The following is a 26,931-nucleotide window of genomic DNA, read 5'->3' on the forward strand; positions in this document are numbered from 1 at the left end:
CAGGATTACTCATGTCCTTTGCTTCCCTCGGTCTCTCCGAGGCTTTAGTCCGCGCCATCGAGGCGGCGGGCTATACCGAGCCTACTCCGGTGCAACAGCGGGCCATTCCCGCCGTGTTGCAAGGTCGCGACCTGATGGTTGCGGCTCAGACAGGTACTGGTAAAACCGGTGGTTTCGCCCTCCCGATTCTGGAGCGCTTGTTCCCCAACGGTCACCCGGACAAATCCCAGCGTCACGGTCCGCGCCAACCGCGCGTACTGGTCCTGACCCCTACCCGCGAACTCGCCGCCCAAGTGCACGACAGCTTCAAGCTGTATGCCCGCGACTTGAAGTTCGTCAGCGCTTGCATCTTCGGCGGCGTCGGCATGAACCCACAGGTCCAGGCCATGTCCCGCGGTGTTGACGTGCTGGTCGCCTGCCCGGGTCGCTTGCTCGACCTGTGCGGCCAAGGCAGCGTTGACTTGTCCCACGTGGAAATCCTCGTGCTGGACGAAGCCGACCGTATGCTCGACATGGGCTTTGTCCATGACGTGAAAAAGGTCCTCGCGCGCCTGCCGGCCAAACGTCAGAACCTGCTGTTCTCGGCCACGTTCTCCAACGACATCACCGCTTTGGCGGGCAAGTTGTTGCACAACCCAGAGCGCATTGAAGTCACGCCGCCGAACACCACGGTTGAGCGTATCGAGCAGCGTGTCTTCCGCCTGGCCGCCAGCCACAAGCGTTCGCTGCTGGCCCACCTGATCACCGCAGGCGCCTGGGAACAGGTGCTGGTGTTCACCCGCACCAAGCACGGCGCCAACCGCCTGGCCGAGTACCTGGACAAGCACGGCCTCACCGCCGTCGCCATCCACGGCAACAAGAGCCAGAACGCGCGCACCAAAGCCCTGGCTGACTTCAAGGCCGGTGAAGTGCGCATCCTGGTTGCCACCGATATCGCCGCCCGCGGCCTGGATATCGACCAGTTGCCACACGTGGTCAACTTCGAACTGCCAAACGTCGACGAAGACTATGTGCACCGTATCGGCCGTACCGGCCGGGCTGGTCGTTCGGGCGAGGCCATTTCCCTGGTCGCACCGGACGAAGAAAAGCTGCTGAAAAGCATCGAGCGCATGACCAAGCAGAAAATCGCCGACGGCGACCTGATGGGCTTCGACTCAAGCGCCGTTGAGGCTGAGAAGCCTGAAGTGCGCGAGCGTCCGGATGTGCGCAACCCACGCAACCCACGCGGTCCGAAGGGCGATGGCCCGAACGGCGGCGGTGGTGGCGGTGGTCGTCGCGATAAGGGCAAAGACAAAGGCGGCAAGGAAAAAGCGCCTACCAACGGCCGTGGCGAACGCCCAGCCCGTGAGCAAAAGCCCCGTGAAGGCACCCCGGCCCGCGAACAGCGCCAGCCGAGCCAACCGCCACGCGCCACAGCCGACCGCGCGCCGGACGAGTTCCTCGACGACGACGTGGATAACTTCGGTAACCGCGTCGACTACGTGCCCCAGGCCAAGCCGGCCCAGGGCCGTGGCCGTCGTCCAGGTGCACCAGCGCCGGGCGCGGGCACAGGTTCCGGCGCTCCACGTGGCGGCCAGCCACAGGGCGGTCGTCAGAATGCTCCGCGCAACAGCAGCGGCGGCACCACCGGCACTCCGCCTGCCAAGCGCAGCGGTCCACGTAGCGGTGCGCCACGTGACGGCCAAGCTCGTCGCGACGATTCGCGCAGCAACAACCGCCGCCCAGCCCGTGATGAGCAGCCGAGTCTGTCCGAACCCGCCGTGCAGAACCCGCGCGGTGGCCCGGCGCCGAAGATCATCCACAAGGAGTCGAAAGCTGACCGCTTCCCGACACCTGAGCAGCTGGATCAGTTGCCAGGCCGCCCTCGTGGTGAAAAACCAGCGCTGCTCACCCGCAACCGCTGAGTTTTAGACGGCAAAAAAAACGCCCCGATTAATCGGGGCGTTTTTGCATCCGGCGGTTAAGTTATTGTTCAGTCGCGTCACCCGCCTTATGAAAAAGTTTGGCGAAGATCATCCAGCGCCCCTCAACTTTCATAAGATTCAAATAGTCGACCATTACATTATTGAACAAGCGCAGGCGCACCTTCACGATGGCCATTTCCGAGGACATCACGTCAATCATCAGCACTTCATCAAGTTGCGGAAAGCCGCCCTCATAGGGTGACTTACGGCCTTGAACCATGGCGCGATACTCAGCAAAAGGCCGCACAACCACGTCCGCATTCTGCGCGCTATAGAGCACGCAGCCACGGTGAAACACCTGATCGAACTTGTTCAAGTCCTGGGTTTGCAACACATCAAAGTAGTCTTTCAGAAACGCCTGAATTTCATCTATCACGATTCAAAACTCCCGATTTCAACACAGGGCTATTTAAATAAATAACCGGTCGCGCATTATCGTTAGTCCCTTTATTTCACGTATAGCGGCTATTATTGGGTTTTTATGTGAAAGGAATTCACACAATGAAACTCCCTCCTCTCGCCGCGTTACGTGCCTTCGAGGCATTGGCTCGACTGGGCAAGGTGAACCTGGCAGCGATTGAACTGCATGTGACCCACAGTGCGGTCAGCCACCAGATTCGCTCTCTCGAGGAGTATTTGGGTATCGCCTTGGTGATGCGCAACAAACGCTCCCTGATACTGACTGATGAGGGACGTGTGTATGCCTACCAGATCAGGCAAGCACTGGGCGAGATCGCAGGCGTCACGGAAAAGCTCCTGGCGAAGACCAAGCACCCGCAACTGACCGTGTCGGTGCTGCCCTCCTATGCCATGCATTGGTTGCTGCCGCGTTTGCATGATTTCAGAAGCGCCCACCCCGAGCTGCACCTGAGATTGGAGTCGGGCATGGAGTTCGCCAGCTTCGGGCAGGGCCCGCTCGACTGCGCCATCCGCTTCGGCCATGGGCAATGGCCCGATGTGCATTGCGAGACGCTGATGGATGACTCATTGCTGGTGGTCGCCGCGCGCGACTTCAATCACGGCGTGTTGCCCGACACTGCGCAAGCCATCTTGGAGCAGCCACTGCTGCACGCCAGTGAAAGCTGGCCAATTTGGCTCGGCGCAGCCGGCGCGGAAGAACAACGCCCTCAAGCCTCGCTGGAGTTCACCGACTCTACGTTGATGCTTGAAGCGGTCAGGCTGGGGTATGGCGTCGCGCTGACCCGCCGCTCGATTGCTCACTCACTGATTCAACGTGGGGACTTGGTCAGGCTCACCGATATCGAACCGGTGCACACTTCACGCTACTTTCTGGTCTGGCCGGTCGGCAGTAAACATTCAGCGCAGTTAACCTCGCTGCACACCTGGCTCAAAGAGCAAGTGGTGATCTATAAGGCCAGTTTATAAGCAGGCAGACAGTAAAACGCCGACCCTGAGGTCGGCGTTTTGAGTGTGAAGCAGCGAAAGTAATTACTTCGCTTTGACACCTTCCAGCGAGATGTCCAGGTCCACGGTCTGGGAAGTCGGGCCTGGGCCTTTGACGCCGAAGTCGTTCAGGTTCAGCGTGGTGGTGGCGTTGAAGCCAGCACGTTCGCCGCCCCATGGGTCTTTGCCTTCACCGTTGAAAGTGGCCTTGAAGGTCACAGGTTTGGTCACGCCATGAAAGGTCAGGTCGCCGGTCACGTCAGCAGTTTTTTCGCCGGTTGATTTAACCGCGGTAGACACGAACTTGGCATCAGCGAACTTGGCGACGTCCAGGAAATCTTTGCTGGCGATGTGCTTGTCACGCTCTGCGTGGTTGGACCACAGGCTGGCGGTTTTCACGTCGACGGCGATTTTGCTGGCTTCAGGCTTGGCGGCATCCCAGCTGAACGAACCATCCCAGTCCTTGAAGGTACCGTGGATGAAGCTGTAGCCAAGGTGGCTGATTTTCCAGTCGATGAAGGCGTGCTGGCCTTCCTTATCGATCTTGTAGTCAGCGGCCATGACCTGACCTGCAGACAGCAGAGCAGTACCAAGTGCCAGAGCAGCGAGAGTCTTTTTCAACATGCTTTCTATTCCTTATGAGTCGAGGTTGAACATCAGGCTTTGCGCCCCAGCATTCGGTTGAGGGTCGCATCACGATCGATAAAGTGGTGTTTCAACGCAGCCACGCCGTGCAAACCGGCGAAGACCACCAACACCCAGGCGAGGTACAGGTGCACCACGCCGGCGGTGTCTGCCTGGTCCGGTAGCCCGGAAACCACGGCAGGGATTTCAAACAGGCCAAATACCGGAATACCGACACCGTCTGCGGTGGAAATCAGGTAACCGGCAATCATCACGGCAAACAGCCCGAGATAAAGAAAAACATGGCCAAACGCGGCCCCCATGCGGGTCAAGCGGCTGTAACTGGCCAGCGGTGGTGGCGGTGGGCTGACCAGACGCCAGACGATGCGCACCAGCATGATGGCGAACAGCGTGATGCCAATGCTCTTGTGCAGGTCGGGCGCGTCTTTGCGCCAGGCGCTGTAGTAGTCGAGACCGACCATCCACAGGCCCAAGGCGAACAAACTGAACACCACCAGGGCCACACCCCAGTGCAAAACCATACTGACCCAGCCATAGCGGGCCGGTGAATTACGTAGCTGCATGTCCCAAATCCCGTAAGAACTGTGCCCAAGACTAGCGATTTACCTATCGAATTAAAGCTCAAAATTTCGCTTTGAAATATCGAGAAATACGATCAAGAGGTTATGCACAGTACGTTAACAATGGATTAAGGACTATTGCTAAGAAACGTGACAGACCGTCCTGCGTTTACTACGAATTTATCCGTAATGGGTTGTGACACAGCCGACCATTGCATAGGCTTGCGCGATTGTTTCACCTGCGCAGGCCGCAGGACCGCTTCGAGGAGATAGACGATGGGCTTGAACAACCAGTGGATGCAACGCGACCTCGCGGTGCTGTGGCATCCCTGCACCCAGATGAAAGACCACCAGCAATTGCCGCTGATCCCGATCAAACGCGGTGAAGGCGTATGGCTGGAAGACTTCGAAGGCAAGCGCTACCTCGACGCCGTCAGTTCCTGGTGGGTCAATGTGTTCGGCCACGCCAACCCGCGCATCAACCAGCGCATCAAAGATCAAGTTGATCAGCTGGAACACGTGATCCTCGCCGGTTTCAGCCACCAGCCGGTGATCGAGCTGTCCGAGCGCTTGGTCAAGATGACGCCCGAAGGCCTGACCCGCTGCTTCTATGCCGATAACGGTTCGTCGTGCATCGAAGTCGCGCTGAAGATGAGCTTTCACTACTGGCTCAACCGCGGCCAGCCGAACAAAAAGCGCTTCGTGACCCTGACCAACAGCTACCACGGCGAAACTATCGCCGCGATGTCGGTGGGCGACGTGCCGCTGTTTACTGAAACCTACAAAGCACTGCTGCTGGACACTATTAAAGTGCCCAGCCCGGATTGCTACCTGCGCCCCGAGGGCATGAGCTGGGAAGAGCACTCGCGCAACATGTTCCTGGCCATGGAACAGACCCTGGCCGAGAACCACGACAGCGTCGCCGCCGTTATCGTCGAACCGCTTATCCAAGGCGCCGGCGGCATGCGCATGTACCACCCGGTGTACCTCAAGCTGCTGCGTGAAGCCTGCGACAAATACGGCGTGCACCTGATACACGACGAAATCGCCGTGGGCTTTGGCCGCACCGGCACGATGTTCGCCTGTGAACAGGCCGGCATCCGCCCGGATTTCCTGTGCTTATCCAAAGCCCTCACCGGCGGCTATTTGCCGCTGGCGGCGGTGGTCACCACCGACGATGTCTACGACGCTTTCTACGACGACTACCCAACCCTGCGCGCCTTCCTGCACTCCCACAGCTACACCGGCAACCCGCTGGCGTGTGCCGCGGCGCTGGCGACCCTGGATATTTTCGAAGAAGACAACGTCATCGAAAACAACAAGGCCCTGGCCCAGCGCATGGCCACGGCCACCGCACACCTGGTGGACCACCCGCACGTGTCGGAAGTGCGCCAGACCGGCATGGTGCTGGCCATCGAGATGGTGCAGGACAAAGCCACCAAGACCGCCTACCCGTGGCAGGAGCGCCGTGGCCTGAAGGTGTTCGAACACGCGTTGGAGCGCGGCGCACTGTTGCGGCCGTTGGGCAGCGTGGTGTATTTCCTGCCGCCGTATGTGATCACACCGGAGCAGATCGACTTTCTGGCCGAAGTGGCCAGCGAAGGCATCGATATCGCCACCAACAGCAAAGTCAGCGTTGCGGTGCCCAAAGACTTCCACCCAGGCTTCCGCGATCCAGGCTGACGGTCCCTACCTGATCGTTCCCACGCTCTGCGTGGGAATGCAGCCCAGGACGCTGCGCGTCCGCTGTGCACAACCTTCTCCAGAGAACAGAAATGAGACTGTCCCGCTTTTTCACCGACACCCCGCTGAGCCTCGGCGAGCACGAACTGCCCGAAGCCCAGGCGCACTACATCAGCCGCGTATTGCGCATGGCCGAAGGCGATGCCGTGCAACTGTTTGACGGCTCCGGCCAGGAGTTTTCGGGCACGTTGCTGGAGGTTGGTAAAAAACGCGTCAGCGTGCAACTCACCGAAAGCTTCGCAGGCCAGACCGAATCGCCGCTGCACATCCACCTCGGCCAGGGCTTGTCCCGGGGCGAGCGGATGGATTGGGCGATCCAGAAAGCCACCGAACTGGGCGTGAATGAAATCACGCCGATCTTCAGCGACCGCTGCGAAGTACGCCTCAAGGACGAACGCGCCGACAAACGCCTGCTGCACTGGCGGCAGGTGGCAATCAGTGCGTGCGAGCAATGCGGGCGTTCAACGGTGCCGGTGATTCACCCGCCGCTGCTGCTGGCGGACTGGTTAAAGCAGGCCGAGGCCGATTTGAAACTGGTGCTGCACCCAGTGGCCGAGCCGATGATCAGCCATGCCAAGCCTGCGAGCCTGGCGTTCCTGATCGGGCCTGAAGGTGGGTTGACCGATAACGAAGTCCAAGCTGCCCAGGGCGCCGGTTTCCACGCCGCCCGCCTCGGCCCGCGGGTGCTGCGCACTGAAACAGCGCCAGTGGTGGCGCTGGCCGTCGCACAGCAACTCTGGGGCGACTTCTAGCCCTGCCGTGTGAACCCCATTCAACTGTGGGAGCTGGCTTGCCTGCTCCCACATTTTGAACCGGGCTGTCAGTACCATCTGTGGGAGCTGGCTTGCCTGCTCCCACATTTTGAACCGGGCTGTCAGTCCACCGGATCACTGACCGGCTTGGCAATAATCGCCTTCAACTCAGCCGTCATCGGGAATTCCAGGTTCAAGCCCTTGGGCGGAATCGGCTGTTCAAACCAACGCTGGTAAATTCCGTTGATCTCCCCGGAGCGATACAGGTCGCCAAGTGTTTCGTTGACCACCGCGAGAAACTGCGGGTCGTCCTTGCGCACCATGCAACTGTAGATCTCCCGCGACTGCTCCTTGCCCACCACCACCCAGCGATGCGGGTCACGCGCCTTGGCGCGCTCGCCGTAGAGCAACGCGTCATCCATGTAAAACGCCACCGCACGTCCGGTCTCGAGCATCTTGAAGGCTTCGCCGTGGTCCTTGGCGCTGATCACAAACATATTGGCCTTGTGTTCGGCGTTATAGCTCTTCAGAAAGCGTTCGTTAGTGGTGCCGGCGGTGGTCACCACATTCTTGCCTTTGAGGTCTTCAAAGCCTTGAATCCCGCTGTCCTTGGCGGTCAGCAACTGGCCCTTCACGTAGATAAACCCGTACGAAAACGCCACCTGCTTCTGCCGCTCGGCGGTCACGCCGGTGGAGCCGCATTCCAGGTCCACCGTGCCGTTTTGCACCAGCGGGATACGGGTTTGGGAAGTCACCAGGTTGTACTTCACGCCGAGGTTGGCCAGCCCGGTTTTCTGCTGGATACGCTCGACGATCTTGCTCGCCAGGTCGACCGAATAGCCCATGGGCTTGCCGCTGTGATCCCCAACGTAGGAGAACGGCACCGACGCATCGCGATAACCCAAGGTGATGGACTTGGCACTGGCGATCTTGCTCAACGTGCCGTCCAGCGGGGTTTCAGTCGCCTGAACCTGGGCGCCAAACAAAAGCCCCAGGGTGCAGCCGGTCAACAGGATTTTTTTCATTGTTATTCTCCGTTGGTCTTGCGGTTATTTACGGATAGCAATCACGCTGATTTCCACCAGCACAGTCGGGCGCGCCAGTTCTGCCTGCAAGGTCGTGCGCGTTGGCGCCATGCCCGGCGACAGCCACGCGGCCCACACTGCATTCATCGGCGCAAAACCGTCACCGATGTTTTTCAGGTAAATCGTTGCGTTGAGCAGGTGGTCCTTGTCACTGCCGGCTTGCGCCAGCAATGCATCGATCTTGGCCAATACTTCGCGGGTTTGCGTGGCCACATCCTGGCCCTCACCCGGCACCTGGCCCGAAAGAAACACCAGGTCCTTGAAGGTGACGGCGCCAGATAGGCGCTCATTGCTGCTGATTCGGTTGATGGTCATGGCTGCATCCTCAAGCGGCGCGGGGCGTCAGGCCCTGCATATCAATGGAAGGAACGTGCTGGCCGATCAACTCGGCCAGCAGTTGGCCGCTGCCGCAGGCCAGGGTAAAGCCGAGCGCGCCGTGGCCCAGGTTCAGCCACAGGTTGCGATAAGCACTGGCGCCAATCAGCGGCACCCCGGTTGGCGTGGCGGGGCGCATGCCGGCCCATTCGACAGCGTGGGCGTAGTCGCCGGCATGGGGAAACGTCTCCAGCGCCTGGCGTTTGATCAGCGCCAGGCGCTTGGGCTCAAGGCTCGCGTCAAAGCCGACGATATCGACCATGGCGGCCACACGCAGCTGCTCGCCAATCCGCGCATAAACAATCTTGCGGTCATAGTCGGTGATGCTCACGCTCGGCGCCTGGTGCTGCGCCCCAATCGGCACGCTCAGGCTGTAGCCCTTGAGCGGATACAGCGGCAGCGACAGGCCAGGCAACCCCAACTGCGCACTGCGATGCCCGGCCGCCAGTACCACATGTTCCACCGGCAGCACTTCATCGCCGAGCACGATGGCCTGCACCGCACGGTCGGCGTGGCGGATTTGCGTGACCTTGCGCCCCAGCAAAAAGGTGCAAAGCCCCGAGGCCTCAAGCCGCGCGGCCAGCCGCTGGCAGAAGGCATGACAGTCCGCGACTTCTTCATTGGGCGTGTAGATGCCACCGACAAAATCACCGCCCGCCAACGCCGGTTCCAGGCGCGCGCAGTCGGCGGCCAACAGCACCTGCTGCTGCAGAATATCGGTGACCTTGCTGCGTGCCTTGTCGAAAGTACCAGCGCTGCGAAAGGTCACCAGCTTGCCGTTGCGCCGCCAGTCGAAGTCGCCCAGGCGGTCATCCTCGCGCCACTGTTGCAAGGTGGCCTGGCTCAAGGACGCCAGGCGCAGCAGGTGAGCGGCATTACGCTGGTTCACCGAGCCACGGCAGGCGCCGAGAAACGCCGCCATCCAGCGCCATTGCTGCGGGTCGAGGCGCGGGCGCAGCTTCAGCGGCGAATCACCACGCAGCAGCCAGCCAAGGGCTTGCAGCGGCACGCCTTTATCGGCCAACGGCGCGACGTAGCGGTAGGACAATTGCCCACCGTTGGCGAAACTGGTCTCGCTGCCCAGGCTGTCGCGCGCCTCGATCACCGTTACCGCGTGCCCGGCACGCACCAGCGCGTAGGCAGTCGCCAAGCCGATGACGCCACCGCCGATGATGCAAATGCGCTTGGCCATGCCCGCCCCTACCGTTGAATGAATAGGCCTCAAGCGTAGGGCCAGGTGACAGGCCCGCGACAATGAATAAAGATGGGTCACCTATAAACAAAGGTTATGGACGTGCCATGCGCTTACGTCATATCGAAATCTTCCAGGCTATTCGCCAAACCGGCTCGGTCAGCGCCGCCGCGCAGTTGCTGCACGTCTCGCAACCGGCGGTGACCAAAGTGTTGCAGCACGCCGAGCTGCAATTGGGTTTCCCGCTGTTTCTGCGCGTGCGCGGCAAGTTGCAGCCCACCCCGGAAGCCCTGGCGCTGGAAAGCGAAGTCGAGAAAGTCACCCAGAGCCTGCAAGGTGTGCGGCGCCTGGCCAAGAGCTTGCGCCGCGAGCCAGGCCAGAGCGTGCGCATAGGCGCCATTCCGGCGCTGGCCCTGTCGCTGCTGCCGCCGGCGATTCTGGAGTGGACGCGCGACTACCCGGACATCGCCTGCGAGCTGTCCAGCGACCACAGCCGCGAGTTGGTACAGAAACTGTTGATGCGTGAGATCGACCTGGCACTGACCCTCAACTTCTCCGGCCACCCCGGCTTGACCACGCAAGTGTTGGCCAATGGGGTGTTGGTGGCGTTGGCTTCAAAAGGCTATTGGCCGCAGGCGCAATTGCACCAACCACTGCCACTGGCCGATCTGGCGGGGGCGCCGTTGATTGGCTTGTCCAGCGCCGACCCGTTGGCGGCCAAACTCGACAGTTACCTGGAAAATGTCGACCCGCCGCCGCGGGTGACCATTTCCGTACAGACCTATTCCCTGGCCCGGGCCATGGTGGAGTCCGGCGCCGGTTTGACCGTGATCGACCCGTTCACCGCCCTCGGCGCGTCGACGGCCACTACCTGCATCCGTACGCTTACCCCGCCGCTGCCGATCACCCTGTACGCGCTGACCCGCGCCGATGAACCGCCGCCGCATATGCTGGCGAACCTGCTGCAGATTTTCGGCAAGCGCGCGCGTGAACTGCTGGAACGCTTATGAGAACACCACAAAACTCATGTGGGAGCGGGCTTGCTCGCGAATGCGGCGTGTCAGCCACTTCATCCGTCACTGATACACCGCATTCGCGAGCACGCCCGCTCCCACATTTTTTAACCGCGTTGCCTGTTACAGCACGTAATGCATGATCGCCACAAAATGCAGCACGCTGCCGCCGATCACGAACAAGTGCCAGATCCCATGGGAATGGCGCATACGATCTTCCAGGGCAAAAAAGATGATGCCCACGGTGTACAACACCCCGCCCGAGGCCAGCCACACAAAGCCCGCCGTACCCAACGCGGCAAGCAGCGGCTTGACCGCCACCAGCACGATCCAGCCCATCACCGCGTAGATCACAATCGACAGAATGCGCGCCTCGGAGCGCGGTTTGATCTCTTGCAGGATGCCAATCACCGCCAGCCCCCACACGATCCCGAACAGCGTCCACCCCCACGGCCCGCGCAGCGTCACCAGGCAAAACGGCGTGTAGCTGCCGGCGATCAGCAGGTAGATCGAAAAGTGGTCGACCTTCTGCATGATCGCTTTTCGCCGCCCGCGCACGCTGTGGTACACGGTGGACGCGCTGTACAGCACCAGCAGCGTAAAGCCATAAATCGCCACGCTGACGATCTTCCAGGGGCTGCCGTCCAGGCTCGCCACCACCAACATCCACACTGCCCCCACAAAAGCTGCAACCGCCCCGAACAAATGGCTCCAGGCGTTGAATCGTTCCCCGTGATACATGTGTCACTCACCTCGAATAACGGTTACCACTTGGTTGTGCTACCTGCATTCTGACGCGCTGGGCGGCTCGGCAGGTAACAACCTTTTTTTCATTTTCCCAAACGCATACGCCGATAGATGATTCGCTTCATGCCTGGGCCCCAACTTCGCCAACGCCGGCATTCTCTTCGGCCGACGCCTGCTTAGCTTGGCGGGTGCGGTTGTGACCGTGTGCAGGCGGTACCTGTTCCCCTCATTGATGTCCGCGTGCGCAGGTTTGGCCTATGCCAAGTGGCGTTCATGCCTGGGCCCCAACTTCGCCAACGCCGGCATTCTCTTCGGCCGACGCCTGCTTAGCTTGGCGGGTGCGGTTGTGACCGTGTGCAGGCGGTACCTGTTCCCCTCATTGATGTCCGCGTGCGCAGGTTTGGCCTATGCCAAGTGGCGGTGCAGCGCATGGCTGGGAGCAAACTGGTTTTAGAGGCACAATCGACGGCATTCAAATAAGAGCCACGGCCATGCTGATCGACGAAGAATTCACCCTCAAGAAGCTCGAGATCTTCCTGGCGTTCATGCGCACCGGCAACCTGGCCCGCGCCGCCGCCGAGCTGCAAACCAGCAACGTCAGCGTGCACCGGGCCATCCACTCGCTGGAAAACGCGCTGCGCTGCCCCTTGTTCAAACACGAAGGGCGCAACCTCACCCCGCTGGAAAGCGCTTACGTGTTGGAGGAACGCGCGCAAAAGCTGGTGGCCGACGTGGTCGACAGCGTGCGCCTGACCCGCGAAGCCGCGGGCTTTTCAGCTGAGCGCTTCAAGCTCGGCTCGCTGTATTCGCTGACGGTCAAAACCGTACCGCAGCTGATCATGGGCCTGAAAATCCGTCGCAGCGAACTTAATATCGACCTGATCCTGGGCTCCAACTTCGACCTGCTCTACAAGCTCAAGAACATGGAAGTGGACGCGATCCTGATCTCCCTCGACGAACGCGCCAACGACCCTGATTGCGAACAGATCGCGCTATTCACCGACGACATATTCCTCGCCACGCCGGCCGATTCACCCTTCGACCGCGAACAGGAAATCGACCTGGCCGACGTGCGCGACGCGACCTTCATCACCCTCACCCAAGGCTTCGCCACCCATCAGGATGGCAACCGGGTGTTCAAGCAGGCGGGGTTTGAGCCGAAGGTGGCGATGCAGGTCAATGACATCTTCACGCTGCTGAGCATGGTCAGTTCTGGCGTGGGTTATGCGCTGCTGCCGGGGCGGATTGCGGCGGTGTATGAGAACCGCGTGAAGCTGATACCGCTGCAACCCAGGTATCGGTTGCAGCAGCATATTGGCGTGGCGTTTTTGAAGGCCAAGGAGCGCGACCCGAATTTGCTGGCGCTGTTGGCCGAGTGTCGGATGTATGCCAATCGGGGCGGCTAACCCACCAAGCCACGCATGATCAGAAACAACAACGACGGCCCCAGCAAACACCCCAGCGCCGTATAAAACGCGGCTGTGAGGCAGCCATACGGCACCAGTTTCGGATCGGTTGCCGCTAACCCGCCGGCCACGCCGCTGGACGTACCCATCAAGCCTCCGAAAATCACTGCGCTGCGAGGGTTGTGCGGCTCACGGTTGCCGATGCGTGACAGCAGCGGCACTAAGGCAAAGCCCAGCACCACTGCAAGCGTGCCAGCCAGAATCGCCATAGGGCCGCCCTTGATCGCGCCGTAGACGTTTTGCTGGGCAGCCATGGCGACCACAATAGGAATGTAAATCGCCGCCCAGAACGTCAGGCCCTGCTCGGACTTGCCGACAAACAGGCCGCGTTTTTGCAAATAACTGCCCAGGCCGATCAGCAACAACATGGCGATACCCACGCCACCAACGTTGGCTGGGATGCCCAGTAACTTACCCAGCACCTCGCCCACAAACAGCCCCACCAGCGTACAAAACGCTAGAAACGCTACACCGTAAATAATCATCGTGTTTTTCCTCAAAGTGCTTCATCGAAATTGTTGTTTTTGTGCTTCGAAAGCCTTGGGTAATGCTTTATCGGTGGCGGCGCTCCTCCTCTTGCAGCAGGGCCTGCAAGGTGTCCAGGCGTGCGCCTTCGCAGGCGATCACCGTGCCTTGTTCGAAGACACGGCGTGACAGGCCGGTCAGCACCGCGCCCGGCGGCAGTTCGATTTGCAAGCGCACGCCACGCTCGTAGGCGCTCTGCACGGTGCCGCGCCAATCGACAATGCGGCACATGTTGAAGGCCAGGTCGTCGCGCAGTTGCTCAGGGTTGTGGATCGGCCGCGCGCGGGTGCTGCTCAGGTAGGTAATACGCGGCGCTTTGAGCGTCACGAACGCTTGGGCCAGCGCCTGGGCAGGCGCCTCCAGCAGCGCGCAATGGGACGGCACGCTGACGGCCAGGCGCTTAACAACGCCGTTGCCTTTGATGCGTGCTGCGACGAGCTTCATTGCCTCGTCGCTGCCGGCGATGACGGTTTGGTTGTCGGCGTTGATATTGGCCAAATACACCGGGGTTTGCGGGCTGTGGATTTCGGCGAGCACATTTTCGACTGTGGATAACGCCGGGCCGATGATCGCGGTCATCCCAAAGCCTTGTGGATAAGCGCTTTGCATCAGTTCGCCGCGCAGGCTGACCAGTTTTACTGCGTCGGCAAAATCCAGGGCGCCCGCGATCACCGCCGCCGGGTAGGCGCCGATGGACAGGCCCGCGACGTAATCGGGCGTGTGTTGCAACTGGCGGGCATGGGCGACACCGACGATCAGCAGGCATAGCTGAACGGCACGCGTGCTTGCCAAGGCGTGTGCCGAATCGAGCGTGCGAACGTCTTCGCCCAAGGCATCACTGGCTTCTTGCAGAATGTCAGCCGCCAGCGCCTGGAGCATGCCCGTGCGTTGGGCGCCCTGCCCCGGAAACACCAGAAGGCTGCTCATGCCACGGCCTGCCACGGGTCCACCACCAAATGCGCGCCGCTGAGGGTTTTCAGCAGTACCCGGCGTGAGCCGCCGGCCCATTCGCGCAAGGCAACGGCGCCAAATGGGGTTTGCAGTTGCAGGTCCACGGCACACGGTGCGGTGTCCAGTATCGCCAGCAGATCCTCGGCATCGCCGCGCGCCAGCCGCTCGGGCGTGCGCAGGATCAAATCCAGGTCGCTCTGCTCATGCAGCGCTTCAATTCCGCTGGCCAGCTCGAAACCCGCGCTGCCTGTGACGCCCCACGCCTCCTGCGCCAACACCGGGCGCAGTAGATCGAGCGCGCGCAACGCCGGTAGATCCCGACGCGAGATCACCCCACGCAAAGCCTCCGGCGTTACTCGCCGCTGCACGGCCGCGACGGGCATCACTGCCGCAAACCGCTGCTCACGCAAACGCCCGCGCACACCGATCGCCACCTGGCCCGACTCGGCGATGGCACGACGCACCACCACCGGGTGGCCGGCGCTGATCACATCCAGCGCCCAGGCCGGCGCATCGGTGGGCAGATGCGCCGGGGCCATGCCCCAGAGCAAATCGTGCGCGTTCACCATTGCTCCCGCAGCAGTTGGCGTACGTGGCTGGAAGCGGCGCGATGGGTGGCGCCCAGGCGCCCTTTTAAATCCGGGCCAGCGACATCGTTGATAGCGTGCAGCAAGCAATCACTGACCCGCACCACATCGTCCGCCGTGGGTTGTTCAATCTGCCTGACCGACAGCGTTTCCCAGAGCAAACCGAGGCTGGCATAACTGTCGATGTCGTAGGCCATGGGCGGTACGCTGGCGGCCAGGGCTTCCAGCTCTTCGACGCTGCGCAGGGTCACCCGCGCCGCCGAGGCCTTGCCCATGGCGTGCACCATCACGCCGGGGTCACGCAGGGCGATCATCCGGTTGGCCTGATAGCCGTGGGCGAGAAACGCCCCGGACATGGCCTTGCCCACCAGCAACGCGATTACTGGGTGGCCGGCCAACCGAGCGCGGGCGTAGCTGTCGGCGGCGGCGGCCAGGGCTTGATGGATGCCGAGGGCTTCTTCGCGACGGCCGTAAGCTTGGCTGGGCACATCGACGATGGCGATGATCGGGCGCTTGTCGCCACGGGCGATGGCTTCGTCCACGGCCTTGGCCAAGCCCCAGCCTTCGAGCAAGCCGACTTCGCCATTGCGCGCACGCGGGAAACGGTTTTGCGCGTCGGTGACCACGGCGATGAAGCGCACGGCTTGTTCACCTAACACGCCGTCGGCGACTTTCAGCGAGGCCGGCAGCCCTTCCACAGGCGTGGCGCCGGCGCTCAATGCGTTGAACCACTGCAACCCTCTCATGAGCGGTCTCCTTGATACAGGTCGCGCACCGTGGCCGCGTCGATTTGCGGCGTGGCGTCGAGTTCGGCCAGGCGCGCCAGGTAGACATCGGCCTGACGGCTGCGCTGATGTTCGGGCAAGCCTTGTTGCAACAGCGCGGTGACAGTCTGTTGCACCTGCGCCACATCGTCCGCCACATAACGGTCAGCCAAGCCGCTGTTAAAACGTTGCTCGCCTCCGGTGAGGCTCCAGATAAACGGGCGGTCGCGAGAGTCGTATTCGTCCAGGCCCGCTTCCTGCTCAATCACTTGCGGGCCGTTAAGGCCCAGGCGCGCTTCGCGGGTAACGACGAGGTAACTGCACAACCCCGCGGCGATGGACATGCCGCCAAAGCAACCAACACTGCCCGCCACCACGCCGATCACCGGCTGGTACTGACGCAGGTCGACAATCGCCGCGTGGATATCGGCAATCGCCGCCAGGCCGAGGTTGGCTTCCTGCAAGCGCACGCCGCCGGTTTCCAGCAACAGCACCGCGCGGGTCGGGATGCCCTTGCGGTTGTCTTCAGCCGCCAGTTCAAGGGCACCGGCGATTTTCGCGCCGCCGACTTCACCCAGGCTGCCGCCCTGGAAGTTGCCTTCGATAGCAGCGACCACGACTGGCAATCCGGCGATGTTGCCCTTGGCAATCACCACGCCGTCATCGGCCTGGGGCACCACGCCTTGGCGGCTGAGCCAGGGCGACATCACGCGCTGAAAGGGGTCGATCAGTTCGCGATAAGAGCCGGCGTCCAGCAAGGCCTTGGCCCGCTGCCGTGCGCCCAGTTCAACGAAGCTGTGTTTGTTGAGCAAGTCAGTCATGGCCGATCTCCTCGAAGCCTTGCTCCAGGCGCAAGCGCACCACGCCGGGCGTGGCGCCAAAGTCGTGGATATCAATCTTCAAGGCCGGCGGCGTGTACGCCTGGAAGATCCGCTCGAACAGATGCTGCCAGCGTTGTTCGGCGCCATTCACCGAGGTCTGCACCTGGATAGTCAGCGTGCCGGGCGTGCCCGGTTCCAGCAGCACTTCCAGGTCGCCGGAGCCGACACACCCCACCAGCGCACGGCCCTTGGGCGGCTGCCCGGCGGGGAATTCAAAGGATAAGGTTTCCATCACAACGCTCCGTCGAGGCGGTCGATAAACAGGCAGGCGGCCAACAGGTCGGCGGCGCCGCCGGGGGAGGCATTCAGGGCCAGCAATTGGAGATCGAGTACGTGCAGTTGGCGCCGGCCGGCGAGGGTTGCGCTGCCGCCCGCATCCAGCACGGCTTGGGCACCGCGTTGCATGGCGTGCAAGCCTTCGGTGCCTGCGCGGTAGAGCACGCAGGTGTCGGCCAGGTCGGTCATGATCGCGAGCAAGGCGTCCAGGCGGGCGTTCTGTTCGCCAGCGTTTTGCCGGCGGCTTTTGTGCAGTTGCGGCAGGCCGCGTTGCATCACGGATGGGAAGCCCAGTTGCGCTTCTTCACGGGCGCCGCGCGCGCCGTAGCGTTGCGCAACCTGGGCGCCGTGGCTAAGGGGCTGCGGGGCGTAGCGGTCGTTGAGCAGGGCCAGTTTGGCCGCCGTCAGCGTGACGGCGCGTGGCTCCAGGGCGGCGGCAGCGGTAAGTAAACCGAGCGCCCAGATCGCGCCGCGATGGGTGTTCACGCCGTGGGTGGTGGTGAGCATGGCCTGTTCACCTTCACGACCGATACGCCCGAGGGCTTCGCGCAGAGGTAAACCGACTTCACCGAATTCAAGCGCGGCTTCCGCCATTTCTTTGAACATCGGCCACAGTGACAGTGCCGAAGCGTGCATCAGGCCCAGGTGCAAATCGCTGTGGGCGCCGTTGCCGCGACGGTCCACCAAGGCGGGTTTGGGCGACAGGTCAGCCTCATCGATCAGCGCATCGACGGCCCTATCCGCCAGGCGATCAGCGAGGCTTATTTCATGCAATTTGAGCGCGCGCATTTACCAACTCCTGAACTTGGCGGGCGGGTTGTACAAGCCACCGGACCACTCCACCAAGTCGGCCACACTCTTGGCGGCCAACAGCTCACGGGTGGCGTCGGTGCGGCGGATGCCGAGGTCTTCGGGCAAGGCGATCAAGCCTTCGCGGCGCATGCGCGCGGTGTCCTTGGGGTTGTGGCGCATGCCGATGGCGGTGACGCCAGCGACGGCGGCGATCATCGCCTGGCGCTCTTCCAAGGAGCGCGCCTTGTACAGGTAGGCGATGCCTTCTTCGGTGAGCAAGTGGGTGACGTCGTCACCGTAGATCATGATCGGCGCCAGCGGCATGCCGCTTTTGCGCGCCACTTCCACTGCGTCGAGGGTTTCGACGAACGTAGGTTTGCCGCCTTCCTGGAAGGTTTCAACCATTTGTACAACCAACTTTTTGCCACGTTCAAGCAAGGCTTGCGGCGCGTCATCGTGGCGCATATCCAGCCACGCCGGGGTGCCATGGCGACGGCCACGCGGGTCATGGCCCATGTTCGGCGCACCACCAAAACCGGCGAGGCGCCCACGGGTTACGGTGGAGGAATGCCCGTCGCCATCCACTTGCAGGGTGGCGCCGATAAACAGGTCCACCGCGTACTGGCCGGCGAGTTGGCAGAACATCCGGTTGGAACGCATCGAGCCGTCACGGCCGGTGAAGAACACATCCGGGCGGGCGGCGATGTAGTTTTCCATGCCCAATTCGGTGCCGAAGCAATGCACGCTTTGCACCCAGCCACTTTCGATGGCGGGGATCAGGGTTGGGTGTGGGTTGAGGGTCCAGTTGCGGCAAATTTTGCCCTTCAGACCGAGGGATTCGCCGTAGGTCGGCAGGATCAATTCGATAGCGGCCGTGTTGAAGCCGATGCCGTGGTTAAGCGACTGCACATTGTGTTTTTCGTAGATGCCACGGATCGCCATCATCGCCATCAGCACATGCACCGGCTTGATATGGCGCGGGTCGCGGGTGAACAACGGCTCGATGTAGAACGGCTTGTCGGCCACCACCACAAAATCCACCCAGCTCGCCGGGATGTCGACGCGGGGCAAATCCGTGACGTCATCCACCAACTGGTTGACCTGCACGATCACGATGCCATCGCTGAACGCGGCAGGCTCGATCAGCGCCGGCGTGTCTTCGGTGCTGGCGCCAGTGTAGATATTGCCGGCGCGGTCGGCCATGAAACCGGCCGACAGTACGACGTTGGGGATCAAATCCACCACCAGCCGTGCGTAGAGTTCGATATAGGTGTGGATCGCGCCGATTTCCAGCAAGCCGTCTTCCAGCAACTGGCTGATGCGCAAGGATTGGGTGCCGGCAAAGGAGAAGTCCAGCTTGCGCGCGATACCCTTTTCAAACAGGTCCAAGTGCTCGGAGCGGCCGACACTGGGCATGATCATGTGCAAATCGTGGAGCTTGGCCGGGTCGGCCTTGGCCAGGGAGCGCGAGAGGAAATCGGCTTGCTTTTGGTTATTGCCCTCCAGCACCACACGGTCGCCAGGGAGGATCAGGGCTTCCAGGGCCTCGACGATTTTGTCGCTGGGCAACACCGCCCCGTCTGCGTATTTTTTGACCAGCCCGAGACGCCGCTGCTTCTCGTCGCGCCGCCGCGTCCAGCGCGAGTCGGGGGTGATGGTTGTTGTCATGGTCGCTCCACGGGGTTTGCTGTCGTGGGCTGTACCTTAGGAGTGAAAGTGGGGGGTATCAATCAAGCCCAACGCTGAATCGTTACGGTTGGAGTAACGGACTATCAGCAAATGAGGGCTTGAGCCAAACAAAGACTGAAAATGTGGGAGCTGGCTTGCCAGCTCCCACATTTGTTCGGTGGTGGGTGTTCGATAGCGGTCCCAAACAGGGACCGATTTAACCTTCCGGTGCAGGGCTGACTTGTTCCAGCGCTCTATCGATCAGCAAATGAGGGCTTGAGCCAAACAAAGACTGAAAATGTGGGAGCTGGCTTGCCAGCTCCCACATTTGTTCGGTGGTGGGTGTTCGATAGCGGTCCCAAACAGGGACCGATTTAACCTTCCGGTGCAGGGCTGACTTGTTCCAGCGCTCTATCGACCAGCAACTGACCCAACTCGGCCATTTGCTGAATGCCGAGCATGATTGCGCGCTGGGAGGTGCCCAGGTTGAAGGCAAGATTGCAGGTCATGGCGTTTAGCGACGATAAGGTTTCGCTGGCGTTGACCAGTAGAGCTTCGGTGTTTTGATCGGGGTTAACGGTGAAAATATTGGACGAGGACGAATTCGACATGATGTGCGGTTCCTAAACGAATCATTGAGGAACGCCTTTGAATCTAGGCGTCTTGAACGCCTAAACAGATTTCTCGGACTTGCACGTCCGTGTCACCGTTTTTTCGATGACGGGACGATTGGACGAGGACGAATTCGACATGATGTGCGGTTCCTAAACGAATCATTGAGGAACGCCTTTGAATCTAGGCGTCTTGAACGCCTAAACAGATTTCTCGGACTTGCACGTCCGTGTCACCGTTTTTTCGATGACGGGACGAAGACTAGCCGCCATGACTACCCGCAACAAGTTCATGCACAGCCCGAAATCTTGCGGGAAAAATCCGAAGGAAACCACCTAGCTTGATTCGATCGTTCCCACGCTCTGCGTGGGAATGCCGCCTGGGACGCTCCGCGTCCCGCCAGACAGTGCAACGCTCAAGTTCAGCACAAAGGTGACGCGGAGCGTCACGGGATCCATTCCCACGCGGAGCGTAGGAACGAAACCACCTAGCTTGATTCGATCGTTCCCACGCTCTGCGTGGGAATGCCGCCTGGGACGCTCCGCGTCCCGCCAGACAGTGCAACGCTCAAGTTCAGCACAAAGGTGACGCGGAGCGTCACGGGATCCATTCCCACGCGGAGCGTAGGAACGATCATCGCAGTCAGGCCAGACCGGACTCCACCAACAAGGCTTCAAGCCCCATAAGGTCAGGCACCTTCGCCACATGTTCCCCCACTTGCACCGCCGCCAACTCCAGCGGGCACAGCGGCACGTCGACGTAACTCAGTTGGCTATCCAACTTGTACGAACGCGGAATTCCCTGAATCACCATCGCAATAAACTTCAACGTCGGCCGCCCGCCCAGCGCGTTCAACACCACAATCCGCGAGCGCTCGCCGGTCACGCTGGCCTCACCGCACGCCGCTTCAAAGCTGATCAGCGGTAATTGCCGATCGCGCCATGTCACTTGCCGCAAATACCACGGCGGTGCATCGCTGGCCGGCTCGCCGCGTTGGAAGTCGATCAGTTCGGCGATGGCGACGTTGGGCAGCACCAGGTGGCGGTCGGCCAGGGGCAGTAGCAGGCCGGTGAGTTGGCTGGTGCGGTGGTCAAGCATGGGACTTGCTCCAGTAGGCGATGCTTTCCAGCAGCACCGACTCTTGGTACGGCTTGCCGAGGTAGTCGTTGACGCCGATGGCCATGGCGCGGTCGCGGTGTTTCTGGCCAGTGCGCGAGGTGATCATGATGATCGGCAAGCGCATCAGCCGGGGGTCGTTGCGCACCTGGATAGCCACTTCGAAGCCGTCCATGCGCGGCATTTCGATGTCGAGCAGCATCAGGTCCGGGGTGTGTTCTTCGAGCAGTGCGATGGCGTCGATGCCGTCTTTGGCGGTGAGCACGTTCATGCCGTTACGCTCCAGCAGGCGGCTGGTGACTTTGCGCACGGTGACCGAGTCGTCCACCACCAGCACCAGCAGCGGGCGCTTTTTCAGCGGGTCGTTGAGGATCAGCGGCGCGTCGACCGACTGGGCCGGCAACGCCGGTTGCCGTGCGCGGATGTGCGCCAGCAAGTCGATAATCAGCACCACGCGACCATCGCCCAGAATGGTCGCCCCGGACAACCCTTGCACGCCGGCAAACTGCGGCCCCAAGCCCTTGACCACGATCTCGCGCGTACCGGCCATGTCATCCACATGCACCGCCACGCGCCGCTCGTTGCATTGCACCAGCAACACCGGCACCGGTTGGAACTGGCCCAGCAGTTTCGGCCGGGCGACGGTGTGCAGCAAGTCGCCCAGGTAAAACAATTCATAGCGCTGGCCGGCGTACTCGTAGCGCGGCGGATCTTGCTGATAGTGCCCGGCCAGCTCGTGGGGCAGTACACGCACCAAGCCTTCGATGGTGTTGAGCGGGATCGCGTATTGGTCGTCCGCGCACTGCACCATCAGCGCGCGGTTGACCGACACGGTAAACGGCAGGCGAATGCGAAAGTGCACGCCCGAGCCCGGCGTCGAGTCGATGAACATCGAGCCGCCAAGCTGGCGCACTTCTTCGTGCACTACGTCCATGCCCACGCCGCGCCCGGAAATCTGGGTGATTTTTTCCGCCGTGGAGAAGCCCGGCTGCAGGATGAACTGCAACACGTCGCGGTCGCTGATGTCTTGATCAGGCGTGAGCAAGCCGCGCTTGATCGCCTTGCGCCGCACCGCGTCCAGCGGCACACCGGCACCGTCGTCGCGCATGTCGAAGACGATGTCGCCGCCTTCGTGGGTCAGGTCCAGGCTGATACGGCCCTTCTCTGGCTTACCGGCCAGCACGCGTGCCTCGCGGGACTCCAGGCCATGGTCGACGGCGTTGCGCAGCATATGTTCCAGCGGCGCCACCATGCGTTCCAGCACGTTGCGGTCCATCTCGCCTTCGGCGTTGCCGACCACAAACTCAACGTCCTTGCCCAACTCCTCCGCCACCTGGCGCACGATGCGTTTGAGGCGCGGCAGCATGCGTTCAAACGGCACCATGCGCGTGCGCATCAGGCCTTCCTGCAACTCGGTGTTGATACGCGCCTGTTGCTGCAACAGGGTGTGCGCATCCTGGTTGCGGCGGTCGAGGGTTTCCTTGAGGTCCAACAGGTCGGAGGCCGATTCGGACAGCGCACGCGACAACTGCTGCAACTGCGAATGGCGGTCCATTTCCAGCGGGTCGAACTCTTCGTAACCCAGGCGCTCGGCCTCGGCCTGCTGACGGCTGAGGATACGGCCCTGGGTTTCGGTGTCGAGGCGGCGCAGCTGGTCGCGCATGCGCTCGATGGTGGTTTCGACCTCGTTAAGAGCAACGCGAGCGTCGTTGACCTGTTGCTCGATACGGCCACGGAAGATCGAGGTTTCACCGGCCAGGTTAACCAAGTCATCGAGCAAATCGGCGGAGATTTTCACCATGTCGGCGGCGGGATCAACCGCCGCCTCGGCCTTGCCGGCCGGCAAGGCTACCGGCGCTAGCGATTCATCGCTGGGGTGCACCAGGCTTTTGATGCGCTCGATGAGTTTGTCCACCGACCCTACTGGCGCCCCGCCCGCCACGGCGTCGATCATCTGCGCCAGGCGGTCATGGCAACCTTGCAGCAACGCGAACAGCTCCGGCGACGGCGCGAGCAAACCAGCAGACAGCCCTTCGTAGAGAAACTCCAACTCATGGGCCAGATCGCCAATCGGCCCGATCTCGACCATGCGCGCGCCGCCCTTGAGGGTGTGCAGGTCGCGCAGCAGGGTTTCCACTTCCTGGCGGTTGCTCGGCTCGGCCTGCCAGCGCAGCAAAGCGCTGCTTGAGCTGTCGAGAATATCGGCGGCTTCTTCGAGGAAGATATCCAGCAATTCAGGATCAGCCGTCGCCGCTTCCGGTGCAGCGGTAGGCGTAGCGGGCGTGCTGCTCTGGCGTAACTCGCGCAGTTGGGCGATCAAGTCGCCGGAGTCGCTAAGGGGCTGATGGTCTTGCAGTTCATCCAACTGCAAGGCCAGCCGTTCATGGCTGGCCATCAGCACTTGGGACAGTTCGGTCGAGTAGCTGTAGCGACGGTCCACCAACCCTTCGTAAAGGCATTCCAACTCATGGGCCAGGTCGCCAATCGGGCCGATTTCGGCCATGCGCGCGCCGCCCTTGAGGGTGTGCAAATCCCGATGTAACGACGACAACGGTACGGTGCTATCCGGCTCCAACAACCAACGTTTGAGCGACTGCCCGGCGCTGTCGAGGATGTCCACCGCCTCTTCCAGGAAGATCTCGACGATCTCGTCGTCCATCACCGTGTCCTGGTCCAACTGGGCCGTGGCGGCGCCCAGTTCGCAGATACTCAGGGCGCGGCTGCCGTCGCTTTTGATCAGGCCGGTGGCGGACGGGTCGAGGGCTTCATCGAGCAGTTCGCGCAGGGCTTGCACCCGCGCCGGGACCGGGTTGATTTCCTGGCCGGCTGCGAGTTGGTCGAGCATGTTGATCAGCGCTTCATGGGCCTGTTCGGCCTCATGGAAAAACCGTTCGCTGACCGCCAGGCTGCTCTCCTCCACGGCGCCATACAGATCCAGCAAGGCTTCGCACAGCGCGTCGATGGCGTGCAGGTCGGCGATGTGCGCGCCCTCGCCCAAGGTGGTCAATTCGTCCAGCAGCGCAGTCAGTTCCTGTCGCTCGCCGGGGTGTTGCTGCCAGCGGCGCAGCAGGCTTTCGGCGTCCAGCAGAATGTCCATGCCTTGGGCCAGGAAGTTGGCAATCAGCTGCGGGTCGCGCTTGATGCGAAGCCCGGTGTTGGGCGCGTCGAGCAAGGCTTGCAGCTGTTGATCGAGCAGGCTTTGGGTGCGGCTGATCAGGTCTGGCGCGCCCTTGATCGGCACCAGTGGGTCACTGTCGAGTTGGCGCAAGCCACGCTGGAATAGGCCCTCGGCTTCCAGCAGCAGCTCCACTTCATCCAGGTCCAGCGGCAGTCGGTGGGCTTTGTATTCGCGGGTCAGGTGATCCAGCGGCCGCGCCAGTTCAGCAATTGGCAACACGCCGGCCATGTAGGCGCTGCCCTTGAGGGTGTGCAGGGCGCGCTGCAGTTCATCGCTGACTTGCAGCGGCACGTGTTCGGCGGCCTGTTGCAGGAAGTGGTTGAGGCTTTCCAGGTGGCTCTGGGCTTCGTTGCGGAAGATCTCCAGCAACATCGGGTCGTGGGGCTCTGCGGCCGGCTCGGTGCCGCTGGCCAAAGCGTGTGCGCGGGCGGCCAGGGCGTCGACTTCATTGCGCTGGCGCTGGTCGTCGGCCGCGAAGTCGGCGATCAGTTCCGGCAGCAGGGCCACGGCCTCATCCAGCACCTGTTGCACGTCAGGGCCGAGGGTCACGCTGCGTTCGAGCACGCGGTTAAGCAGGTTTTCCACCGCCCAGGCCAACTCCGCCAGCACTAGGGCGCGGACCATACGGCCACTGCCTTTCAAGGTGTGGAAGGCACGGCGCATTTCGCCTTGAGCGGTTTTGTCGGCGCTGTTGGGCAAATAGCGATGCAGCACTTCGAGGACTTCGTCGGTTTCTTCAAGGAAGACGTCGCGCAGTTCATCGTCGATGGGCTCTTCGCCAGCGGGTGGCGGCAGCAGGCTGCCCGGACGCTGCAGGGCCGGTGGGTTCAGGCGCGAAGTGGGGCTGGCCAAGGCATCGAACTGTGATTGGCTCGGCGTGATCTCGCTGGACAGCGCGCCATCCGGCGCCACCAGCGCTTGGCGCCAAGGTTTTGCAGCGGGCAAATAGCCGAGTGCCGCCAGGCCTTGGGTGGCCAATTCCAGCACCCGTTCGCCAGCGGCGTCGGGGTCCTGGAGCATGCGTTCCAGGTAGTACTCCAGGCTGCTGATCACGTCGGCAAAGTGCGCCAGCTGCGCCTCGGGCGGTGCGGTATCACTGGCCATCAACTGTTCATCGACGTAATCGGTGCAGCCGCGCATCAGGCTCGCCGCACGTGGCAGCGGGATCATCGCTAACGCGCCGCGCACTTGGCTCAGCAGTTCCGGCAGCGACTCCAGGCGCTGGCGGTCCCAATCGGCCTCGATGCAGTCGATCACCAGCTCTTTGGCCTGGCGCAAGCACTGGCAGGATTCGCGGATCACCAACTGGTGAATCTGGGTCAGGTCGGTGGTGGGCAGGCGGCTTTCTTCACGGCTTTCCGGTTCGACGGTGCCGACCATGCCCGCCAGCGTGGCTTCGACGTAGAGCAAGGCGCCGGCGACGTCCATCAGCACGGCGTCATTGGGTTCGCGCTGGCCCTGGACCAGGCTCAGCACCACGGCGAGCTGGTCGATGATGACCTTGCGCGGCTGGCCGAAACCCAGCACGGCCAAGGTATCGGCGATCTGCCGCAGCGGCGCCAGCAAGGCATCGAGGTCGTGGGTGTGTTGGCGGTCGCTGCGCACGAACAGGTCGAGGCGTTCCTTGACCCGCACCAGTTCCTCGCACAAGGCACCGAGCACCGAGCCCATGGCATTGCGGCCCGGCCCGGCCAAGCGCGCGCGCTCGGCATCGACCACGGCGCTGTCGGGCAAGGCCTCATCCAGGCCGTAGCGTTCCTTGAGGCTTTGCATGCGCGGCGTCGGCCGGGTGACCTTGGCGACGTAGAACAGCAGGCTCTTGAGCAGTTCATCCGGCGCCGGTTGGTTGATGCCGCCAATGCCCTGGGCCAGCAGGCGCTTGAGTTGTTTGCCGCTGGCCTTGAGCAGGCTGCGCAGCGCCGGGCTGTTGGCAATCACGCCGGTGAGCATGCCTTCGACCAGTGCCGAGGTGACTTGCCACAACGGCAGCAGCGGCGCGCCCTGGCACAGCGCTTCGAGACGCGCGAATACCCGCGCCATGTCTTCCAGGTTGCTGGGGCCGTGGTCTTCGCGCAGCAAACCGGCCAGCGCTTGCAGCAGCAGTTGGTGCCACTGGCGCAGCTGCTCGTGAAGGTCCGGCAGCGTGCGCTGGGCCAAGGCCTCATCGGGCAATGGCGCAATCGACAACAGTTGCGGGCTGAACAGGCTGGTCTCCGACAGCAGGCTTTCACCGCGCGCACTGCGCAGGTCGTTGAGCAGCGGCAACACCACCAGCGGCAGGTCGCGGCGGGCGCTGTGCACGCGGTCGAGGTACAGCGGCAGTTGGCCGAGGGCCTGTTGCAGCAAGCGGATGCTTTCATCGCGCTGACCGACGCGCTCGGCTTGCAGGGCCAGGGCCAGTGCTTCGATCTCTTCGGCGAGCAGCGCCGCGCCGTAGAACTCGATCATTTGCAGCGCGCCATGCACTTGGTGGATGCCGGCCAGGCACTCAGCGATGGCGTCGCTGTCGCGGGTTTCGACAAACGCGTCCAGCGCCGAACGGGCCTGTTTCAGGGTTTCGGCAATGTCGCCCTTGACCCATTCGAGGGCCACGTAGTCGTGCCGATCAACCATAACTGCTCCGCTTAGAATTCGT

At 62.0% G+C, this 26,931-nt stretch carries 24 protein-coding genes; 6 read left to right on the forward strand and 18 right to left on the reverse strand.

Annotation, left to right across the window (positions count from 1 at the left end):
- Positions 1 to 11: 11 nt before the first annotated feature.
- The gene (locus GJU48_RS22805; RefSeq protein ID WP_094949124.1) at positions 12 to 1,904 is read left to right on the forward strand and encodes a DEAD/DEAH box helicase; all 1,893 of its coding nucleotides are present in this window, start codon (positions 12 to 14) and stop codon (positions 1,902 to 1,904) included.
- A 61-nt stretch (positions 1,905 to 1,965) separates the two neighbouring features.
- Here GJU48_RS22805 and GJU48_RS22810 read toward each other — a convergent pair whose 3' ends face one another.
- A complete protein-coding gene (locus GJU48_RS22810; RefSeq protein WP_218193655.1) occupies positions 1,966 to 2,340 on the reverse strand; it encodes a nuclear transport factor 2 family protein in 375 nt (124 codons plus the stop codon).
- Positions 2,341 to 2,465: 125 nt separating this feature from the next.
- On the opposite strand from GJU48_RS22810, the gene GJU48_RS22815 reads away from it, so the two are divergent.
- Positions 2,466 to 3,350, forward strand: a complete 885-nt coding sequence (locus GJU48_RS22815) for a LysR substrate-binding domain-containing protein (protein ID WP_094949126.1) — start codon at positions 2,466 to 2,468, stop codon at positions 3,348 to 3,350.
- 63 nt (positions 3,351 to 3,413) lie between these two features.
- Here the strand turns inward: GJU48_RS22815 and GJU48_RS22820 are convergent, their stop codons facing one another.
- On the reverse strand, positions 3,414 to 3,992 hold the full coding sequence (locus GJU48_RS22820) for a YceI family protein (protein ID WP_094949127.1): 579 nt from the start codon (positions 3,990 to 3,992) through the stop codon (positions 3,414 to 3,416).
- A 32-nt stretch (positions 3,993 to 4,024) separates the two neighbouring features.
- Positions 4,025 to 4,576, reverse strand: coding sequence for a cytochrome b (locus GJU48_RS22825; protein ID WP_094949128.1), 552 nt, complete (start codon positions 4,574 to 4,576; stop codon positions 4,025 to 4,027).
- A 273-nt stretch (positions 4,577 to 4,849) separates the two neighbouring features.
- Between GJU48_RS22825 and GJU48_RS22830 the strand changes: the two genes are divergently transcribed.
- Together GJU48_RS22830 and GJU48_RS22835 are read left to right on the forward strand one after the other, a co-directional pair.
- A complete protein-coding gene (locus tag GJU48_RS22830; protein WP_094949129.1) occupies positions 4,850 to 6,256 on the forward strand; it encodes an adenosylmethionine--8-amino-7-oxononanoate transaminase in 1,407 nt (468 codons plus the stop codon).
- A gap of 92 nt (positions 6,257 to 6,348) precedes the next feature.
- Entirely contained in the window at positions 6,349 to 7,068 is a 720-nt protein-coding gene (locus GJU48_RS22835; protein ID WP_094949130.1) for a 16S rRNA (uracil(1498)-N(3))-methyltransferase, read from the forward strand.
- 122 nt (positions 7,069 to 7,190) lie between these two features.
- Here GJU48_RS22835 and GJU48_RS22840 read toward each other — a convergent pair whose 3' ends face one another.
- Genes GJU48_RS22840 through GJU48_RS22850 form a run of 3 tightly spaced genes read right to left on the reverse strand, consistent with a single transcriptional unit; the run spans position 7,191 to position 9,744 of the window.
- Complete coding sequence (locus GJU48_RS22840) at positions 7,191 to 8,093, reverse strand: transporter substrate-binding domain-containing protein (RefSeq protein ID WP_094949131.1); 903 nt, start codon at positions 8,091 to 8,093, stop codon at positions 7,191 to 7,193.
- A gap of 24 nt (positions 8,094 to 8,117) precedes the next feature.
- A complete protein-coding gene (locus GJU48_RS22845; RefSeq protein WP_094949132.1) occupies positions 8,118 to 8,468 on the reverse strand; it encodes a RidA family protein in 351 nt (116 codons plus the stop codon).
- 10 nt (positions 8,469 to 8,478) lie between these two features.
- Positions 8,479 to 9,744, reverse strand: coding sequence for a D-amino acid dehydrogenase (locus tag GJU48_RS22850; RefSeq protein ID WP_256589213.1), 1,266 nt, complete (start codon positions 9,742 to 9,744; stop codon positions 8,479 to 8,481).
- Positions 9,745 to 9,827: 83 nt separating this feature from the next.
- Between GJU48_RS22850 and GJU48_RS22855 the strand changes: the two genes are divergently transcribed.
- Positions 9,828 to 10,730 carry a LysR family transcriptional regulator gene (locus GJU48_RS22855; RefSeq protein WP_094949134.1) on the forward strand — a complete coding sequence of 301 codons (903 nt, stop codon included), beginning with the start codon at positions 9,828 to 9,830 and terminating at the stop codon, positions 10,728 to 10,730.
- Positions 10,731 to 10,856: 126 nt separating this feature from the next.
- On the opposite strand, the gene trhA is transcribed toward GJU48_RS22855, so the two are convergent.
- On the reverse strand, positions 10,857 to 11,474 hold the full coding sequence (gene trhA / locus GJU48_RS22860) for a PAQR family membrane homeostasis protein TrhA (protein ID WP_094949135.1): 618 nt from the start codon (positions 11,472 to 11,474) through the stop codon (positions 10,857 to 10,859).
- A 497-nt stretch (positions 11,475 to 11,971) separates the two neighbouring features.
- Here trhA and GJU48_RS22865 point away from each other — a divergent pair, with 497 nt between their 5' ends.
- Entirely contained in the window at positions 11,972 to 12,886 is a 915-nt protein-coding gene (locus GJU48_RS22865) for a LysR family transcriptional regulator (protein WP_094949136.1), read from the forward strand.
- Here GJU48_RS22865 and madL read toward each other — a convergent pair.
- The 11 genes from madL to GJU48_RS22920 all read right to left on the reverse strand — a co-directional run bounded on the left by madL (position 12,883) and on the right by GJU48_RS22920 (position 26,909).
- Positions 12,883 to 13,431: a malonate transporter subunit MadL gene (gene madL, locus GJU48_RS25815; RefSeq protein WP_371923428.1), complete on the reverse strand. Its 549-nt coding sequence runs from the start codon at positions 13,429 to 13,431 to the stop codon at positions 12,883 to 12,885. The two genes, GJU48_RS22865 and madL, sit on opposite strands and share 4 nt — an antisense overlap.
- 67 nt (positions 13,432 to 13,498) lie before the next feature.
- Complete coding sequence (mdcH, locus tag GJU48_RS22875; protein ID WP_094949138.1) at positions 13,499 to 14,398, reverse strand: malonate decarboxylase subunit epsilon; 900 nt, start codon at positions 14,396 to 14,398, stop codon at positions 13,499 to 13,501.
- Positions 14,395 to 14,991 carry a malonate decarboxylase holo-ACP synthase gene (locus GJU48_RS22880; protein ID WP_094949139.1) on the reverse strand — a complete coding sequence of 199 codons (597 nt, stop codon included), beginning with the start codon at positions 14,989 to 14,991 and terminating at the stop codon, positions 14,395 to 14,397. The genes mdcH and GJU48_RS22880 overlap by 4 nt, the downstream gene beginning before the upstream one ends.
- Positions 14,985 to 15,755, reverse strand: coding sequence for a biotin-independent malonate decarboxylase subunit gamma (gene mdcE / locus GJU48_RS22885; RefSeq protein ID WP_094949140.1), 771 nt, complete (start codon positions 15,753 to 15,755; stop codon positions 14,985 to 14,987). Before mdcE ends, GJU48_RS22880 begins: the two co-directional genes overlap by 7 nt.
- The gene (locus GJU48_RS22890; RefSeq protein ID WP_094949141.1) at positions 15,752 to 16,594 is read right to left on the reverse strand and encodes a biotin-independent malonate decarboxylase subunit beta; all 843 of its coding nucleotides are present in this window, start codon (positions 16,592 to 16,594) and stop codon (positions 15,752 to 15,754) included. Before GJU48_RS22890 ends, mdcE begins: the two co-directional genes overlap by 4 nt.
- Positions 16,587 to 16,886, reverse strand: coding sequence for a malonate decarboxylase subunit delta (locus GJU48_RS22895; RefSeq protein WP_094949142.1), 300 nt, complete (start codon positions 16,884 to 16,886; stop codon positions 16,587 to 16,589). The genes GJU48_RS22890 and GJU48_RS22895 overlap by 8 nt, the downstream gene beginning before the upstream one ends.
- Complete coding sequence (locus GJU48_RS22900; protein ID WP_094949143.1) at positions 16,886 to 17,719, reverse strand: triphosphoribosyl-dephospho-CoA synthase; 834 nt, start codon at positions 17,717 to 17,719, stop codon at positions 16,886 to 16,888. The genes GJU48_RS22895 and GJU48_RS22900 overlap by 1 nt, the downstream gene beginning before the upstream one ends.
- A complete protein-coding gene (gene mdcA / locus GJU48_RS22905) occupies positions 17,720 to 19,390 on the reverse strand; it encodes a malonate decarboxylase subunit alpha (protein ID WP_094949144.1) in 1,671 nt (556 codons plus the stop codon). It lies immediately after the preceding gene.
- Positions 19,391 to 19,764: 374 nt separating this feature from the next.
- A complete protein-coding gene (locus GJU48_RS22910) occupies positions 19,765 to 20,001 on the reverse strand; it encodes a DUF6124 family protein (RefSeq protein WP_094949145.1) in 237 nt (78 codons plus the stop codon).
- 643 nt (positions 20,002 to 20,644) lie between these two features.
- The gene (locus tag GJU48_RS22915; RefSeq protein WP_094949146.1) at positions 20,645 to 21,100 is read right to left on the reverse strand and encodes a chemotaxis protein CheW; all 456 of its coding nucleotides are present in this window, start codon (positions 21,098 to 21,100) and stop codon (positions 20,645 to 20,647) included.
- Positions 21,093 to 26,909 carry an Hpt domain-containing protein gene (locus GJU48_RS22920; protein ID WP_094949147.1) on the reverse strand — a complete coding sequence of 1,939 codons (5,817 nt, stop codon included), beginning with the start codon at positions 26,907 to 26,909 and terminating at the stop codon, positions 21,093 to 21,095. Before GJU48_RS22920 ends, GJU48_RS22915 begins: the two co-directional genes overlap by 8 nt.
- Positions 26,910 to 26,931 lie beyond the last annotated feature (22 nt).

Origin of the sequence: Pseudomonas sp. IB20 (genome assembly GCF_009707325.1) — a bacterium.
Taxonomy (GTDB): domain Bacteria; phylum Pseudomonadota; class Gammaproteobacteria; order Pseudomonadales; family Pseudomonadaceae; genus Aquipseudomonas.